Here is a 16,418-nt window from a genome sequence, read left to right on the forward strand (position 1 = left end):
AACCCATGACGATTCACGAGAACCTCCTGGGCGGCCCGCCCCCCACCCACCTCCCCGACGACCCGGAACCCCGCGAGCTCCTCGCGCAGGGCACCGCGCCGGCGGACGTCGCCGCCAAGTACCCCGCCTCCTCCCTCGCCTGGGCCCAGCTGGCCGACGAGGCGTTCGAGCGCGGCGCGGTCGTGGAGTCGTACGCCTACGCCCGTACCGGCTACCACCGCGGCCTGGACGTCCTGCGCCGAAGCGGCTGGAAGGGCCACGGCCCGGTCCCCTGGGAGCACGAGCCGAACCGCGGCTTCCTGCGCGCCCTGCACGCCCTCGCCCGCGCCGCGCAGGCGATCGGCGAGCAGGAGGAGTACGAGCGCTGCTCGCAGTTCCTCAAGGACTCCTCCCCGCCGGCGGCCCAGACCCTGGGCTGACCCGGCCCACGGCCCCACCGGTGTGGCCCGTCTGGCAGCAGACGGGCCTTGCCGTATCCGAGGCGATTGCGGAGGATTCCGGGTGGGGACCGGGGCCCCCGTGCCGGAATCGGCAGGGGCGGACCGCTACCCGGAGTAACAACAGGAGACAGCGATGTCCCAACAGGCTCACCCCCTTCCCGAGGCCGAGCCCGAGACCCCGCATCTCGACTTCGCCGGTACGACGCCGTACGAGGACTACGTCAAGGCGGACGTGCTCACCCACCTGCAGCACACCCTCTCCGACGATCCCGGCGAGATGGTCTTCCTGGTGACGACCCAGGTCATGGAGCTGTGGTTCACGGTCATCGTGCACGAGTGGGAGACCGCGGCGAACGCCCTGCGCGCGGACGACGTACCGGCCGCGATCGCCGCGCTGAAGCGTTCCGTGCGGGAGCTGGAGGCGTTGAACGCCTCCTGGAAGCCGCTCGGCCAGCTCACCCCGGCGCAGTTCAACGCGTACCGCAGCGCCCTCGGCGAGGGCTCCGGCTTCCAGTCGGCGATGTACCGCCGCATGGAGTTCCTGCTCGGTGAGAAGTCCGCGTCCATGCTCGTCCCGCACCGCGGTGCCCCGCGCGTCCACGCGGAACTGGAGAAGGCCCTGCACGAGCCGAGCCTGTACGACGAGGTCGTACGCCTGCTCGCCCGCCGCGGCCATCCGATCCCGGCCTCGGTCCTGCACCGGGACGTCTCCGAGCGCTACGCACCCTCGGACGCCGTGGAGGCGGCCTGGGCCGCCGTCTACGCGGGGGACGAGAGTGATGAACTCGCCCGGCTCGGCGAGGCGTTGACCGACGTGGGCGAGCTGGTCTGGCGCTGGCGCAACGACCACCTGGTCGCCACCCGCCGCGCGATGGGCGCCAAGCCGGGCACGGGCGGCTCGGCCGGCGTGGCCTGGCTGGAGAAGCGCGCCCGCAAGAACGTTTTCCCGGAGCTGTGGACGGCGAGGTCCCATGCCTGAGCTCGTCCTGCGGGCAGAGAAGCTGGACGCGGCGGACCGGCTGGCGCCGCTCAGGGACCGCTTCCTGCTGGATGACGTCATCTACCTGGACGGGAACTCCCTGGGTGCCCTGCCCGCGCAGGTACCCGACCGCGTGGCCGACGTGGTCCGCCGCCAGTGGGGCGAACTGCGCATCCGCTCCTGGGAGGAGAGCGGCTGGTGGACGGCGCCGGAGCGGATCGGCGACCGGATCGCCCCGCTGGTCGGCGCGGCGGCCGGGCAGATCGTCGTCGGCGACTCCACCAGCGTCAACGTCTTCAAGGCACTGGTCGCGGCGGTACGGATGGCGGGCGAGGACCGCACCGAGATCCTGGTGGACGCCACGACCTTCCCCACGGACGGCTACATCGCCGAGTCGGCGGCCCGCCTGACCGGCCGCACCCTGCGGGCCGTGACGCCGTCGGAGGTGCCGGGGGAGCTGGGTGATCGTACGGCCGCGGTCCTGCTCAACCACGTCGACTACCGCACCGGCCGCCTCCACGACCTGCCGTCGCTGACGTCGGCCGTCCACCGTGCCGGCGCCCTCGCGGTCTGGGACCTGTGCCACAGTGCCGGCGCGCTGCCGGTGGGCCTGGACGAGCACGGCGTCGACCTGGCGGTCGGCTGTACCTACAAGTACCTGAACGGCGGCCCCGGTTCACCGGCGTACCTGTACGTCCGCAGCGAGCTGCAGCCCCGCTTCGACTCCCCGCTGCCCGGCTGGAACTCGCACACCGACCCCTTCGGCATGAGCCCGTCCTACGCACCGGCGCCGGGCGCGCGGCGCGGCCGTGTCGGTACGCCGGACATCCTCTCCATGCTCGCCCTGGAGGCGGCCCTGGACGTCTGGGACGGCGTCTCCGTCCTTGCCGTCCGGGCCAAGTCCCTCGCGCTGACGGACTTCTTCCTGCACTGCGTGCGGGCGTACACCGAGCCGGGGCGCGTCGAGTCCGTGACTCCGGAACGGCACGGGGAACGCGGCAGCCAGGTCGCCCTGCGCTGCCCGGACGCCGGTGATGTGATGAAGCGCCTGATCGCCCGCGGCGTGGTGGGTGACTTCCGCCACCCCGACGTCCTGCGCTTCGGCTTCACGCCGTTGTACGTGACCTTCGGCGAGACCGAGCGGGCGGCCCGGATCCTGGCCGAGGAACTGGCGTAGCGGGGAGCAGGGGGCGGGGCCACATACCCCAGCCCCCGGCTCCCCCGGCCCGGCCGTCGGCTCACCCGACGGGCGGAGAACCGTTTACCCTAACCCTCCGTCACATCCCCGTGTCCCCGCACGTCACCGGCCTGATACCGTCCCCGCCAACGGCGAACGACGATTCTCATCCGGTCCGTCAGACGCCGCACACGTTCCATCGCTGAGAGGTTGGAGCATGCCGGACGACGCCGCAGCAGCCCGCGCCGCCGCCGAAGAGGAGTCGGCCTTCTCGCACCCCCCGGTCGACCCCGACGCCACCTCCGTGTACGGCAGCCACCCCGACCAGGTGATCGACTTCTACGCCCCCCGGACCGCCTCGGACTCCCCGGCCCCGGTGGTCGTGGTCCTGCACGGCGGCGCCTGGCGCGCCCGCTACGACCGGCGCCACATCACGCCCTTCGCGGACTACCTGGCCCGCAGGGGCTTCGCGGTGGCGAACGTCGAGTACCGGCGCGGCGGCGAGCCCCTGACCCCCGGGCAGAGCACGGGTGACGGCGGTGACGCCCCTTCGCCGGCCGGCCGCTGGCCCGACACCTTCGACGACGTCGCGGCCGCCCTGGACGCCCTGCCCGCCCTGATCCGCGAGGCGCTCCCGCAGGCCGACCCGCGCCGCACCGTGCTGACGGGCCACTCGGCCGGCGGCCACCTCGCCCTGTGGGCCGCGGCCCGCCACGTCCTGCCCGCCGACGCCTCGTGGCGCACCGGTCAGCCGGCGCCGCTGCGCGGGGTCGTCGCCCTCGCCCCGATCGCGGACTTCGAGGTCGCGGAGAAACTGGACGTGTGCGGCAACGCGAGCCGGCAACTCCTCGGCGGCCACGACGCGTTCGCCGCGCGCCGCCCCTACGCCGACCCCGTCCTGCTCCTCCCGACGGGCATCGCCACGACGCTCGTCCAGGGGCGTACGGACCGGGAGGTGCCGCAGGCGGTGGCCGAGTCCTACGCGGACGCGGCGGCGAAGGCCGGGGAGGTCGTGGGCCTGACGCTGCTGGAGGACGTGGGCCACTTCCCGCTGATCGACCCGGCGGCGGACGCGTGCGCGGTGGTGGCGGAGGAGATCGCCCAACTGGCGTGGTGACGGGTCGTCTCCGGAACCCGGTGATACCCGTAGTACCTGAGAGCTACCCCGCAGGACAGCCCCCTGGCGGGACGCCGACGACGGTCTCCGATCCCTAACTTCCTTCTCAGACAAGCCCGATGGCCGGGCCATCTGAAAGGAACCCGCCCATGGGGCATGCCACCTCCCCAGCCCATGCACCGTCGCCCCGGACCACGGCCTCCCTTTCCACGGACCGGCAGTCGCCGTCGGCGGGGGCGTCCCACGGGGGGCGCCCGAAGACCGACGGCTCCCACCCCGCCCGCCGCCCGGAAAAATGGCGCCGCGCCCTGCTCGCCGCCCTCCTCACCGCAGCCATAGCCGCCCCCCTCTCCGGCGCGGCCCGCCCCCAGATCCCCGCTCCCACCCCCGCAACCCTCCCCCCGCTCACCGCAGACACCCTCCCCACCACCTACGAGACCAACCGGGCCGACGCCGCCCGGGCCGCCCGCATGGCCGCCACCCACGGCGACACCCACCGCGCCACCGCCGACCAGGCACTCGCCTCCCCGTCCCGCCACCTCCTCACCTTCGACGGCCGCGGCGCAGGCCAGGCCACAGAGGTCCTCGGCGACCTCCGCCACGCCGACCACCTCGCGGTCCTGGTCCCCGGCTCGGACACCTCTCTGGACACCTACGCCCGCTTCCACAAGGCGGCCACGGCCCTCTACACGGACCTCGACCGCCGCGCCCCCCGGCACACCCACGTCGCCGTCATCGCCTGGCTCGGCTACGAGACACCGGCCACCGTCAGCACCACGGTGACCACGACCACCCGCGCCGACGAAGCCGCTCCCCGCCTGCGCGCCTTCGTACGCCACCTGCGCGCGGCGACCCCATCCCGGACACACATATCCCTGCTCTGCCACTCCTACGGCTCGGTCGTCTGCGGCCGTGCCGCCCCCGGCCTGGACGCGGACGACATAGCCCTGGTCGGCAGCCCCGGAACCGGCGCCGACTCGGCCGCCGCCCTGCACACCGGCGCCCGGATCTGGGCGGCCCGGGGCAGCGACGACTGGGTGGAGCACGTGCCGCACGTCCGCGCCCGCCTCTTCGGCACCACCCTCGGCTTCGGCACCGACCCGGTCTCCCACGCCTTCGGCGCCCGGGTCTTCGACGCGGCCGACGCCGACCACAGCGGCTACTTCACCCCGGGCTCGGCCTCCCTCGCCAACTTGGCCCGGATCACCCTCGGCGAGACCTCGGAGGTGACCCGTGCCTGAGCAGACCGCAAGCGCCCCCCGCACCACCCTGCACGCCCCGCGACCCGCCCTCCGCACAGCCCTCCGCGCGCCTCTCCACACCCTCCGCCGAGCCGCCCACCAGGTCGGCACCGCCACGCCCGCATCCCGGGACCGTGCGATCGACGCCCTGCGCGCCCTCGCGATCCTCGGTGTGGTCCTCGGCCACTGGCTGGTGACGGCGCTGGTCGCGCAGGACGGCGGTCTGCACACGGCGAGCCCGCTGCAGCACATGCCCCGGCTGGCCCCGGTCTCCTGGGTCTTCCAGACACTGGCGGTGTTCTTCCTGGTCGGCGGCCACGTGGCGACGCGCGGCCTGGCCTCGGCCCGCGACCGAGGCGACGGTTACGCCGCCTGGCTGCGGGCCCGTCTGACCCGCCTCCTGCGCCCGGTGGCCGCGCTGCTCGCCCTGTGGACGGTGGCGACCGTGACCCTCCTGATCAGCGGCACCCCCCTGTCCACGATCCACACGCTGCTCAAACTGGCGCTGTCCCCACTGTGGTTCCTGCTGGTCTTCGCCGCGCTCACGGCCGCCACCCCGCTGGTCGCGCGCCTCAACCCGCTCTGGCCGCTCGCCGTCGTCCTGCACGTGGACCTGCTCCGCTTCGGCCTGCACCTCGGCCCGTCCTGGCTCGGCTGGCTGAACCTGCCGGCGGGCTGGCTGGTCCCGTACACCCTGGGCGCCGCCTGGGCCCGGGGCGAGCTGACGAGCCGCCGCTCGGCCTGGACCCTGCTGCTCGGCGGTACCGCGGCCACGGCCGTGCTCATCGCCTGCGCGGGCTATCCGGCGTCCATGGTCGGCGTCCCCGGCGCGCCGATATCCAACCTCAACCCCCCGACCCTGGCGGCCGTCACCTTCGGCCTGGCCCAGTGCGGCCTCGCCCTCCTGCTCCGCGACCGCCTGCGCCGCGCGATGACCCGCCCTGTGGCCTGGGCGGCGACGGCCTTCGTCAACCTCTCCGCGATGACGGTCTTCCTCTGGCACCAGACGGCCATGATGGCCACCACGGCGACGGCCCTCCTGGCCGGCCGTCTGCCCGGCCTGCACACCACCCCCGACTCCCTTGGCTGGGTGGCGTCCCGCCTGCTCTGGCTCCCTGTCTTCGCCCTGGCCCTCGCCCTGTGCTGGACCGCCTTCCGGCACCACGAGCAGGGCCCCCGCCGCCCCCGTAACCGTACGTCGCACGTGGTCCGCCGCCATGTGCCGCCAGCGAGGTCCGCGCACCATGCCTAGAGTGACGTCCGTGATGTCCGCGGAACCCGAGAACCCGACCGAGCACTCCGACGGCGCCCGGCCCGTGACCTCACCCGACTCCCCGATCCCGGCCGAGGACGAGTCCGGCCCGGCCACTCCTTCCCGTGCCGCCCGCCTCCGTGCCTGGCTCGGGGACAAGCCCTCCTCCCAGTCACCCCCCTTCTCCAGGTACCGCTGGCTCCGCCTCCTCACCTACCTGCTCACCTTCTACGCGGCCCTGGCCATCATGGGAGCGGGCGCCGAAGAGCTGTCCGACAGCTACGGCCTCGCCTTCGGCGTAGCCGTGTGGTGCACGTTCCTCCAGGCCGCCGCCCTTGTCATGGCCCTCAGGCTTCCCGTTCCCGCCTGGGCGGTGTCCCTGGCCGCCGCCACCGCCCCCGCGCTGCTCGCCCGCCCGCACCTGGACTCGCTCGCGCCTCCCGGCCCCAACTGGCCCTGGTCCGTTCCCGTTCTGCTGGCCCATATGGGCGTACTCCTGCTCCTGGCCCTGCGCGTCCGCCTCCGCCGAGCGGTCGCCGCGCTCGGTGTGACCGCGGTGATCACCTTCGCCGTGCAGAGCAAGAGCGGCGTGGGCGCCCAGCACTACTCCGCGACCGGTGTCGTCGCCGTCGGGCTGTTCGCCGTCGCCACCGTCATCGGCGCCGCCCTGCGCAGTCGGAGCGAGGCCCGTACCGAACTGGTCCAGCAGACGACGATCACCGCCGAGGAGCGGGCCCGCCGCACCCTCCTGGAGGAGCGCAGCCGCATCGCCCGGGAGCTGCACGACGTGGTCGCCCACCACATGTCGGTGATCTCCATCCAGGCCCAGGTGGCTCCCCACCTGGTGGAGAACCCCACCGAGGAGCTGAAGGAGAACCTCGCGGGCATCCGCAACAACGCCCTGGAGGCCCTGACCGAGCTGCGCCGCGTGCTCGGCGTCCTGCGTTCCGAGAGCCCGGACGAACCGGAGGCCCGGGACACCTCTCGCCTGTCCGCTCCCGGCACCGGCCCGGCCCCCGACGCCCCGCAGCCGGACCTCGCCCGTCTGGACTCCCTGCTCGAGAACACCAGGGCGGCCGGCGTGGACGTCGTGAAGGCCGAGGAGGGCGACCCGCGTGGCTACTCGCCCGGGGTGGAGCTGTCCGCGTACCGGATCGTCCAGGAGGCGCTGAGCAACGTACTGCGGCACGCGCCGGGCGCGAAGGTGCGCGTGGACATCGCCCACTTCCCCAACGGCATATACCTGAGTATCAGCAACTCCCGCCCCAGCCGTCCGGTCCAGCCGACCCCGGGCAGCGGGCACGGCCTGCTGGGCATGCGGGAGCGTGCGGCGATGCTGGGCGGGAGCGTCGAGGCGAAACCGACCCGCGACGGCGGCTTCCTGGTGGCGGCGTTCCTCCCCCGGGGCGGCGCCCCCGGACCGACGGAACCGACACCCGCCGGTCCGCCCTGACCCGGCCCTCACCCCACCGCCGACCCGCAAGCCCCGAGCCCCGAGCCCCGAGCCCGAGCCCCGACAGGAGAACCGACCCCCATGACGAGCGGTGCCGGCACCATCCGCGTACTCATCGCCGACGACCAGCAGATGGTCCGGCAGGGCTTCACCGTGCTGCTCAACACCCAGCCCGGCATCGAGGTGGTCGGGCAGGCGGTGGACGGCCGCGACGCCATCGCCCGCACCGCCGAACTGGCGCCGGACGTGGTGCTGATGGACATCCGGATGCCCGAACTCGGCGGCATCGAGGCGACCCGCCGGATCACCGCCGACCACCCGGCCGTCAGGGTGCTGGTGCTGACCACCTTCGACCTGGACGAGTACGTGTACGAGGCGCTGCGGGCCGGTGCCTCCGGCTTTCTGCTCAAGGACGCCTCCGCGGACCAGCTGGCCGAGGCGGTACGGGTCGTGGCCGCGGGTGATGCCCTGCTCGCGCCCGGCGTCACCCGTCGCCTCATCGCCGAGTTCTCCCGTCTGGACGGCAGTCCCCGGGCCCCGCTCAAGCAGCGCGTGGGCGATCTCACCGAGCGGGAGACGGAGGTCCTGGCGCTGATCGCCCAGGGCCTGTCGAACGCGGAGATCGCCGAGCGGCTGGTCGTGGCCGAGCAGACCGTGAAGACGCACGTGGGCCGGATCCTGGTCAAGCTGGGCCTGCGCGACCGTACCCAGGCGGCGGTCTTCGCCTACGAGTCCGGCCTGGTCCGCCCCGGCGGCCGTTGAGGCCACCGGTCCCTCACCGGGCCCCTGCGGAGACCCGTAGTACCTGAGAGGGACTCCCGGGGGCCCCTCTGCAAGGTGACGACCGAGACCTCCGCCCCCGCCTACCGTTGCGTACGTGACCCAGACGACGCACACGCAGACGACACCGCCGGGCCCGGCCGGCCGGCCGCGCAGCCCGGAGTTCCGGCTCGCCGCCGGCGCCCTGCGCGGGCTGCGGCAGGACCTCTTCCAGCATGCCTTCGCCTACCGGCCGCTGCCGCCCATGTCCGTGGACGGCCCGCTCGCCCGCCGGCTGCCGGGCCGAATCAGGGAGTACGCGGCCTGGGCCCCGCACGCGACGGTGGCGGCCGTGGGCGTGCTGGCGGCGCTCGTCGGCCTCGCGGACAACGAACTGGGGGCCACGGCCCTGCTGCGCGCGCTGCTGGCACTGGTCCCGGTGCTGCTGACCCTGGCGCGTCCGGCCGGAGCGTTCTGGCTGTCGCTCGCGGCGACCACGGCCACCTCGCTCAACGGCGGCGACTGGGACAGCTGGCCGTGGCTGCCGAGCAGCTTCATCTCCCACCTGACGGTCCTCACCGTCGTGGCGCTCCGCACCCGCCCGCGCACCGCGGCCTGGATGTGGGTGCTCACCGCGGTGTACGGCGTCTGGTCCGAAGCCGCCTTCGGCTTCGACCACTACGAGACCGACGTGTCCGCCATGCTGATCCTCTCGGCACTCATCCTGTTGGCCGTCACGGTCCGGCACATACGCCGGCAGGCCGAGCGGGAGGTGACCGCGCAGCAGACGGTCACCGAGCACGAACGCTCGCGGCGCACGCTGCTGGAGGAGCGCACGACCATCGCCCGTGAGCTGCATGACGTGGTCGCCCACCACATGTCGGTGGTCGCCATCCAGGCGGAGGCCGCGCCCTACCGGGTGGAGAACCCGCCGGAGGAGCTGGAGAAGGCGTTCGTCACCATCCGGGAGAACGCGGTGGCGGCCCTGACCGAGCTGCGCCGGGTCCTCGGAGTGGTCCGCGCCGAGGACTACGAGGCCCCGGACGCCCCGCAGCCGACCCTGGCCGACCTGGACGGGCTGCTGGCCAACGTGCGGGAGGCCGGCCTCCCGGTCGACAAGGTGGTGACCGGCGCGGTACGCGAACTGCCGCAGGGCGTGGAGCTGTCGGCGTACCGGATCGTCCAGGAGGCCCTCAGCAACACCCTGCGGCACGCACCGGGAGCGAGTGCCCGCGTGGAGATCGGCTATGTCCTCGGCGGCCTGGGCCTGCGCATAGTCAACGGCCCACCGCCCGCGCCACACCTGATCAAACCCTCGCCGGGAGCGGGCCACGGCATCACCGGCATGCGGGAACGCGTCTCCATGCTGAACGGCGAGATGACGACGGCCCCGACCGAGGAGGGCGGTTATGAGGTGACGGCGTTCCTGCCGGTGCCGGCCGCCGGTCCGGCGAACGAGGGCGGGGCATGACCATCCGCGTACTGATCGCGGACGACCAGATGATGGTCCGCGAGGGCTTCTCAGTCCTGCTGAACGCGATGCCGGACATCGAGGTCGTCGGCGAGGCCGTCAACGGAAGGGAGGCGGTGGGGCGGGTCCGTGAACTCGCCCCGGACGTCGTCCTGATGGACATCCGCATGCCCGAGCTGAACGGCATCGAGGCGACCCGGGAGATAGTGGCGGCGGACGCGGCGGCGAAGGTGCTGGTCCTGACGACCTTCGACCTGGACGAGTACGTGTACCAGGCCCTGCGCGCGGGTGCCTCCGGCTTCCTCCTGAAGGACGCCTCGGCCCGCCAACTGGCCGACGGTGTCAGGGTGGTGGCGGCAGGCGAGGCACTCCTCGCCCCCTCGGTCACCAAGCGCCTGATCACGGAGTTCTCACGCCTGTCGGAGACCCCGCGCCTGATGCCCGCGGCCCAGGCGGCCTACGGCGAGCTGACGGAACGGGAGACGGAGGTCCTGGTCCTCATCGCGCAGGGCCTGTCGAACGCGGAGATCGCCGAGCGGCTGGTGGTGGCCGAGTCGACCATCAAGACCCATGTGAGCCGCATCCTGGTGAAGCTGGGCCTCAGAGACCGCACCCAGGCAGCTGTCTTCGCCTATGAGGCCCGCCTGGTGACACCGGCATGAGGGGGAAGCGATGGAACTGGTGCTGGACCCACCGCACGGAGTCGCCCCGCTGCGTCTGGGTATGACGCTGGACGAGGTGATCGCGGCGGCGTCCGGCTGGGGCGAGCCCGGAGTGTTCACGCGCCGGAATTCGGCGCGGGCCTCGTGGTCCGTGGACGGGGTGGGCGTACAGGCCCTCCTGGAGAGCGGCCCCACGGTCACGGCGATCGAGCTGTGGTGGCCCGGCGAGGGCCGGGTGTCCGGTACGCGGGTCCTGCTCGACGGGGACGACGTGTTCGGCACACCGGCGGAGGGACTCTTCCGGCGGGCCACCGCCCGGGGCTGGACCGTCGACACGTCCCGCCCCGAGCACCCGGTGATCCCCGGTGTGTCCCTGGGTTTCACCCGGCAGACCTCCCAGGAGATCCCGCGCGGCACCGGGGGCCTGCCGCTGTACGTCACGTCCGTCCTCGTCGGAGGGAAGGAGTACTACGACTTCCGCCACGAAGGCGGCGGCTGAGTACGTCACGGGCCGGCACCCTGGTCAGGCTCTGGTCCGGCGCGCTAGCGTCCCCGCATGGCAGGCCCTACCGACCTCGCGTTCGACCCGTGGGACCCGGCGTTCGTCGCCGACCCGTATCCGGCCTATGCCGAGCTGCGCGCACGCGGCCGGGTGATCCGGTACGAGCCGACCGATCAGTGGCTGGTGCCCCGTCACGCGGACGTCTCGGCGCTGTTGCGGGACCGCCGACTGGGACGGACGTATCAGCACCGGTTCTCGCACGAGGAGTTCGGACGGACCCCGCCCCCACCGGAGCACGAGCCGTTCCACACGCTCAACGACCACGGGATGCTCGACCTGGAGCCGCCGGACCACACCCGGATCCGGCGTCTGGTGTCGAAGGCGTTCACACCGCGCACGGTGGAGCGCCTCAAGCCGTACGTCCGCTCACTGGCGAGCGACCTGGTGGCCGCGCTCGTCCGCGACGGGGGTGGTGATCTGCTGACCGACGTGGCGGAGCCGCTGCCGGTGGCGGTGATCGCCGAGATGCTCGGTATCCCGGAGGGGGACCGGGCGCCGTTGCGGCCGTGGTCGGCGGACATCTGCGGGATGTACGAGCTGAACCCGTCCGAGGAGACGGCGGCGCGGGCGGTGCGGGCGTCGGTGGAGTTCTCGGAGTATCTGCGCGAGCTGATCGCGGCCCGTCGCAAGGAGCCGGGGGAGGACCTGATCTCGGGGCTGATCGCGGCGCACGACGAGGACGACGACCGGCTGACCGAGCAGGAGATGATCTCCACGGCCGTGCTGCTGCTCAACGCCGGCCACGAGGCGACGGTCAACGCCACGGTCAACGGCTGGTGGGCGCTGTTCCGCGACCCCGGCCAGCTGGCGGCCCTCCGCGCCGACCACTCCCTCGTCCCCTCCGCGATCGAGGAGCTGATGCGCTACGACACCCCGCTCCAGCTCTTCGAACGCTGGGTGCTGGAGGACATCGAGATCGACGGCACGACCGTCCCGAGGGGCGCGGAGATCGCCATGCTCTTCGGTTCCGCCAACCACGATCCGGCGGTCTTCCACGACCCCGGCCGCCTGGACCTCACCCGCCGGGACAACCCGCACATCTCCTTCAGCGCGGGCATCCACTACTGCATCGGCGCCCCGCTGGCCCGTATCGAGCTGGCGGCTTCGATGACGGCCCTCCTCCGGCAGGCCCCCACGCTGAGTCTGGCGGTGGAGCCGGAGCGGAAGCCGAACTTTGTGATCCGGGGTCTGGAGGGGCTGAGCGTCGAGGTGAGGTGATCACCGTCTGCTCAGCGTTCCTTCGTCTCCTCCAGCACCGTCCGCCCCAACAGTGCGTACCGCTCCGGAGACCGCCGCTTCAGGTACTGCGCGTACCCGACCCCGATCGCCGCGACCAGGCCCACCAGCCACGGCGTCGCCTTCAGCACGATCGACCCGGACTCCGGCCCGGCCGCCACACCCATGTTGGACACCAGCAGCACCACGACGGCGAGCATCGCGACGCCTCCGACGAGCGGCGCGGTGAAGGTGCGGAACCAGTGCCGGCTCTCGGCGTGGTGGGAGCGGAAGTACGCGAGCACCGCGAAGGAGCACACGGCCTGGACCACGAGGATCGCCATGGTGCCGAGGATCGCCAGCAGCACGTACGTGCCCGTGTACGGGTCCTTGCCCGCGATCCAGAAGGCGCCGATCAGCACCGCGCTGACGACGGTCTGCACCAGGCCGGCGATGTGCGGCGAGCCGTGCCGGGCGTGGGTGCGGCCGATGGTGTGCTTCAGCGACGGCAGGACGCCTTCCCTTCCCAGCGCGTACAGGTAGCGGGCGGCGCAGTTGTGGAAGGCCATGCCGCAGGCCAGTGAGCCGGTGATCATCAGCCACTGCATGACGTCGACCGCCCAGTGGCCGACATAGCGCTCGGTGGGGTGGAAGAACATCGCGAGCGGGTTCGCGGAGGAGGCCGCCTTCACGGCCTCGGCCTCGCCGTTGCCGGTGATGGCCATCCAGGAGACGAAGACATAGAAGACACCGACGCCCAGGACGCTGATCATCGTCGCCTTGGGGATGATCTTCTTCGGGTCGCGGGACTCCTCGCCGTACATCGCGGTCGACTCGAAGCCGACCCAGGACCAGAAGGCGAAGAAGAGCCCGAGACCGGCGGACGTGCCCTTGAAGGCGTTGACCGGATCGACCGGCGCGAAGGTGAACCCGTGCGGGCCGCCGCCGTGGAAGGCGACGGACACCGCCATGGCCGCCAGTACGGTCACCTCGGTCGCCAGCAGCGCCACCAGCAGCTTCTCGGCGACGCTGATCCCGAACCAGGTACCGGCCGCGTTGATCGCGAGCATCAGGACCGCGAAGGCCCACCAGGGCACGTGCAGCCCCGTCTGGTCCTTCAGTGTGGTCGTCGCGAAGGTGGAGAAGATCCCGATCAGCGCGGGCTCGAAGACGACGTACGCGAAGGTCGCGAGCAGCCCGGAGGCGAGACCGGCGGTCCGGCCGAGCCCGTACGAAATGAATCCGTAGAACGCGCCGGTCGACGTGATGTGCTTCGCCATCGACGTGAAACCCACGGAAAAGATTGCCAGGACGACCATTGCGACGAGATAGCTCGCGGGTGCCCCGATCCCGTTGCCGGCCGACACCATGAACGGCACGTTGCCGGTCATGGCGGTGATCGGCGCGGCGGTGGCGACGGCCATGAACACCACGCCGAGCAAGCCCACTGCGTTGGGCTTCAGCCGGTGAACCGTTTCGCCGTCCTCTGTGCCCGCCGCCGGAGCGACGCCCTCGTCCACTGCCATCGGGTGGCCCCCTCAGTATCCGGTCGCTGGGTCCTGATGGAGCAGGATGGTGGACGACACGGGTGCACGGGAAGGGGTCGGCGCAGTTAAATATTTGTCACCAGACCATTGGGGGCGTGGGGCGACTCACGCGGGCGGGCTCAGGGCGAAGGGAGCACCAGTCCCCAGGCGTCCTCCACCACACGCCACGTACGCCGCCGTACCGGCCCCGACACCGCCGCGTCCGCGCGGTAGCGGAAATCCGTACCGACCACCGTCACCATGCGTCCGCAGGCCCGGAGCGGCGTCGCCTCCGCGCCCACCGACAGCGGGCGTACCTCCACCTCGGCCACGCCGCCCGTGCCCGGATTCACCGACACCGCCGCCACGGGCTGGCCCAGATCCACCACGGTCTCCCCGTCGACCTCGACACGCAGCCGGGACGGCCCCGGGGCCGGAACGGCGGACAGCCGGGGCGGGCGGGGGGCGAGGGTGCGGACCAGGGAGCGGTACCAGGCCCGGCCCGAACCCACCGGCACCGGCTGGGCGGCAGCCGCCCGCACCGGCTCCGGCGGAATGCCCAGCGCGCCCAGGACGACCCCGTCGCTGTCGTCGACCAGCAGGTCCAGGCGCCGCTCGGCCCCGTCCAGCACCGCCCGCGCCGCCGCCACCGCCCCGCCCGGCACGCCCAGGGACCGAGCGACGGACGTCTCACCCACCGGGACCACCGACAGGGCACATCCGGCCAGCTCCCGCCGCCGGTGCAGCAGGGTGACCGCCCGGACCAGCGCACGGTCGTCCCCCACCACCACCGGCCGCCTCGAACCCCTGCGGCCCAGTGCGCGGGCGAATTCCTCCGGCCCGTCCGGCAGGCACACCTTGGCCGCCGCACCCGCGCTGAGCACGTCTTTCGCGATCCGTACGGACTCCCCGTCCGTCTGCCGTGCCGCCGGATCGATGATCACCAGCAGCTGTTCGGACATCGCGAAAGTCGCCACCTCGGTCCTGCCTCGCTTCCTCGGGTAGCATCTTTGTGCAAGAGCCCCTTGCGCTATTGCGCCAGGGGCTTCGTCTATTCCGGGGCATCCGGTCCGACGGTTGTGCGACCAACGGCGGTCGCTGTGGCACGCGGCGGTGAACCTTACGCCCACGCCCCCGACCATGGACATGCCCCGCCCGGAAGGGGTGTACGCGCGTGCCCGCACTTGTGCTGCTCGGTGCTCAGTGGGGTGACGAAGGCAAGGGAAAGGCGACCGACCTGCTCGGTGGCTCCGTGGACTACGTAGTGCGATACCAGGGCGGCAACAACGCCGGCCACACGGTCGTCGTCGGCGACCAGAAGTACGCACTCCACCTCCTCCCTTCCGGAATCCTCTCGCCTACTTGTGTTCCGGTCATCGGCAACGGCGTCGTCGTCGACCCGTCGGTCCTGCTCTCCGAGCTGAGCGGTCTGAACGAGCGTGGCGTTGACACGTCAAAGCTCCTGATCAGCGGCAACGCGCACATCATCACGCCGTACAACGTGACCGTCGACAAGGTGACGGAACGCTTCCTCGGCAAGCGCAAGATCGGCACCACCGGCCGCGGTATCGGCCCGACCTACGCGGACAAGATCAACCGCGTCGGCATCCGGGTGCAGGACCTGTACGACGAGTCGATCCTCACCCAGAAGGTGGAGGCGGCCCTCGACGTCAAGAACCAGATCCTCACCAAGCTGTACAACCGGCGCGCCATCGCCGTGAGCCAGGTGGTCGAGGAGCTGCTGGGCTACGCCGAGCAGATCGAGCCGTACGTCGCCGACACCGTGCTGGTCCTGAACCAGGCCCTGGAGGACGACAAGGTCGTCCTGTTCGAGGGCGGCCAGGGCACGCTGCTGGACATCGATCACGGCACGTACCCCTTCGTGACCTCCAGCAACCCCACCGCGGGCGGCGCCTGCACCGGCGCCGGAGTGGGCCCCACGAAGATCAGCCGCGTGATCGGCATCCTCAAGGCCTACACCACCCGCGTCGGCGCCGGGCCCTTCCCGACCGAGCTGTTCGACGAGGACGGCGAGGCGCTGCGCCGCATCGGCGGCGAGCGGGGTGTCACCACCGGCCGTGACCGCCGCTGCGGCTGGTTCGACGCGGTCATCGCCCGCTACGCCACCCGCGTCAACGGCCTGACCGACTTCTTCCTCACCAAGCTCGACGTCCTCACCGGCTGGGAGCAGATCCCGGTCTGCGTGGCGTACGAGATCGACGGCAAGCGCGTCGAGGAGCTGCCGTACTCGCAGTCCGACTTCCACCACGCGAAGCCGGTCTACGAGACGCTGCCGGGCTGGTCGGAGGACATCACCAAGGCCAAGTCCTTCTCGGACCTCCCCAAGAACGCCCAGAACTACGTCAAGGCGCTGGAGGAGATGTCCGGCGCCCCGATCTCCGCGATCGGCGTGGGCCCGGGCCGGGACGAGACGATCGAGATCAACTCGTTCCTGTAAAGGCGACGGCCGTGGGGGGGGGGGGGGGGGGGGGGGGGGGGGGGGGGGGGGGGGGGGGGGGGGGGGGGGGGGGGGGGGGGGGGGGGGGGGGGGGGGGGGGGGGGGG

At 72.3% G+C, this 16,418-nt stretch carries 15 protein-coding genes; 13 read left to right on the plus strand and 2 right to left on the minus strand.

Going from position 1 to position 16,418, the window contains the following annotated elements:
- Positions 1–5: 5 nt before the first annotated feature.
- From ACZ7GZ_RS37820 to ACZ7GZ_RS37875, 12 genes are all read left to right on the plus strand, one after another.
- Positions 6–419, plus strand: coding sequence for a DUF3151 domain-containing protein (locus ACZ7GZ_RS37820; protein ID WP_471031615.1), 414 nt, complete (start codon positions 6–8; stop codon positions 417–419).
- Positions 420–573: 154 nt separating this feature from the next.
- Positions 574–1,419 carry a tryptophan 2,3-dioxygenase family protein gene (locus tag ACZ7GZ_RS37825; RefSeq protein ID WP_471031617.1) on the plus strand — a complete coding sequence of 282 codons (846 nt, stop codon included), beginning with the start codon at positions 574–576 and terminating at the stop codon, positions 1,417–1,419.
- Complete coding sequence (kynU, locus tag ACZ7GZ_RS37830) at positions 1,412–2,596, plus strand: kynureninase (RefSeq protein ID WP_471031618.1); 1,185 nt, start codon at positions 1,412–1,414, stop codon at positions 2,594–2,596. Before ACZ7GZ_RS37825 ends, kynU begins: the two co-directional genes overlap by 8 nt.
- A 217-nt stretch (positions 2,597–2,813) precedes the next feature.
- On the plus strand, positions 2,814–3,713 hold the full coding sequence (locus tag ACZ7GZ_RS37835) for an alpha/beta hydrolase (protein WP_471031620.1): 900 nt from the start codon (positions 2,814–2,816) through the stop codon (positions 3,711–3,713).
- A 149-nt stretch (positions 3,714–3,862) separates the two neighbouring features.
- The gene (locus ACZ7GZ_RS37840) at positions 3,863–4,954 is read left to right on the plus strand and encodes an alpha/beta hydrolase (RefSeq protein ID WP_471031621.1); all 1,092 of its coding nucleotides are present in this window, start codon (positions 3,863–3,865) and stop codon (positions 4,952–4,954) included.
- Positions 4,947–6,206, plus strand: coding sequence for an acyltransferase family protein (locus tag ACZ7GZ_RS37845; protein WP_471031624.1), 1,260 nt, complete (start codon positions 4,947–4,949; stop codon positions 6,204–6,206). Before ACZ7GZ_RS37840 ends, ACZ7GZ_RS37845 begins: the two co-directional genes overlap by 8 nt.
- 13 nt (positions 6,207–6,219) lie before the next feature.
- Complete coding sequence (locus ACZ7GZ_RS37850) at positions 6,220–7,659, plus strand: sensor histidine kinase (RefSeq protein ID WP_471031625.1); 1,440 nt, start codon at positions 6,220–6,222, stop codon at positions 7,657–7,659.
- 81 nt (positions 7,660–7,740) lie between these two features.
- A complete protein-coding gene (locus ACZ7GZ_RS37855) occupies positions 7,741–8,421 on the plus strand; it encodes a response regulator (protein ID WP_471031628.1) in 681 nt (226 codons plus the stop codon).
- Between the two features lie 115 nt (positions 8,422–8,536).
- Positions 8,537–9,889, plus strand: coding sequence for a sensor histidine kinase (locus ACZ7GZ_RS37860; protein ID WP_471031631.1), 1,353 nt, complete (start codon positions 8,537–8,539; stop codon positions 9,887–9,889).
- The gene (locus ACZ7GZ_RS37865; protein WP_471031632.1) at positions 9,886–10,551 is read left to right on the plus strand and encodes a response regulator; all 666 of its coding nucleotides are present in this window, start codon (positions 9,886–9,888) and stop codon (positions 10,549–10,551) included. The genes ACZ7GZ_RS37860 and ACZ7GZ_RS37865 overlap by 4 nt, the downstream gene beginning before the upstream one ends.
- A gap of 10 nt (positions 10,552–10,561) precedes the next feature.
- Positions 10,562–11,050, plus strand: coding sequence for a hypothetical protein (locus ACZ7GZ_RS37870; protein WP_471031634.1), 489 nt, complete (start codon positions 10,562–10,564; stop codon positions 11,048–11,050).
- 57 nt (positions 11,051–11,107) lie between these two features.
- Entirely contained in the window at positions 11,108–12,331 is a 1,224-nt protein-coding gene (locus ACZ7GZ_RS37875; protein WP_471031636.1) for a cytochrome P450, read from the plus strand.
- An 11-nt stretch (positions 12,332–12,342) separates the two neighbouring features.
- On the opposite strand, the gene ACZ7GZ_RS37880 is transcribed toward ACZ7GZ_RS37875, so the two are convergent.
- Together ACZ7GZ_RS37880 and ACZ7GZ_RS37885 are read right to left on the minus strand one after the other, a co-directional pair.
- On the minus strand, positions 12,343–13,854 hold the full coding sequence (locus tag ACZ7GZ_RS37880) for an APC family permease (protein WP_471031639.1): 1,512 nt from the start codon (positions 13,852–13,854) through the stop codon (positions 12,343–12,345).
- 140 nt (positions 13,855–13,994) lie between these two features.
- Positions 13,995–14,816, minus strand: a complete 822-nt coding sequence (locus ACZ7GZ_RS37885) for a diacylglycerol kinase family protein (protein ID WP_471031642.1) — start codon at positions 14,814–14,816, stop codon at positions 13,995–13,997.
- Between the two features lie 212 nt (positions 14,817–15,028).
- Here ACZ7GZ_RS37885 and ACZ7GZ_RS37890 point away from each other — a divergent pair, with 212 nt between their 5' ends.
- A complete protein-coding gene (locus tag ACZ7GZ_RS37890; protein ID WP_471031644.1) occupies positions 15,029–16,312 on the plus strand; it encodes an adenylosuccinate synthase in 1,284 nt (427 codons plus the stop codon).
- The last annotated feature ends 106 nt before the right edge of the window (positions 16,313–16,418 follow it).

Source organism: Streptomyces sp. NPDC037288, from assembly GCF_055603265.1.

Coding starts and splice junctions, on each gene's coding strand:
- ACZ7GZ_RS37820 (WP_471031615.1), top strand. CDS start 6: ATGACGATTCACGAGAACCTCCTGGGCGGCCCGCCCCCCACCCACCTC.
- ACZ7GZ_RS37825 (WP_471031617.1), top strand. CDS start 574: ATGTCCCAACAGGCTCACCCCCTTCCCGAGGCCGAGCCCGAGACCCCG.
- kynU (WP_471031618.1), top strand. CDS start 1,412: ATGCCTGAGCTCGTCCTGCGGGCAGAGAAGCTGGACGCGGCGGACCGG.
- ACZ7GZ_RS37835 (WP_471031620.1), top strand. CDS start 2,814: ATGCCGGACGACGCCGCAGCAGCCCGCGCCGCCGCCGAAGAGGAGTCG.
- ACZ7GZ_RS37840 (WP_471031621.1), top strand. CDS start 3,863: ATGGGGCATGCCACCTCCCCAGCCCATGCACCGTCGCCCCGGACCACG.
- ACZ7GZ_RS37850 (WP_471031625.1), top strand. CDS start 6,220: ATGTCCGCGGAACCCGAGAACCCGACCGAGCACTCCGACGGCGCCCGG.
- ACZ7GZ_RS37855 (WP_471031628.1), top strand. CDS start 7,741: ATGACGAGCGGTGCCGGCACCATCCGCGTACTCATCGCCGACGACCAG.
- ACZ7GZ_RS37865 (WP_471031632.1), top strand. CDS start 9,886: ATGACCATCCGCGTACTGATCGCGGACGACCAGATGATGGTCCGCGAG.
- ACZ7GZ_RS37870 (WP_471031634.1), top strand. CDS start 10,562: ATGGAACTGGTGCTGGACCCACCGCACGGAGTCGCCCCGCTGCGTCTG.
- ACZ7GZ_RS37875 (WP_471031636.1), top strand. CDS start 11,108: ATGGCAGGCCCTACCGACCTCGCGTTCGACCCGTGGGACCCGGCGTTC.
- ACZ7GZ_RS37880 (WP_471031639.1), bottom strand. CDS start 13,854: ATGGCAGTGGACGAGGGCGTCGCTCCGGCGGCGGGCACAGAGGACGGC.
- ACZ7GZ_RS37885 (WP_471031642.1), bottom strand. CDS start 14,816: ATGTCCGAACAGCTGCTGGTGATCATCGATCCGGCGGCACGGCAGACG.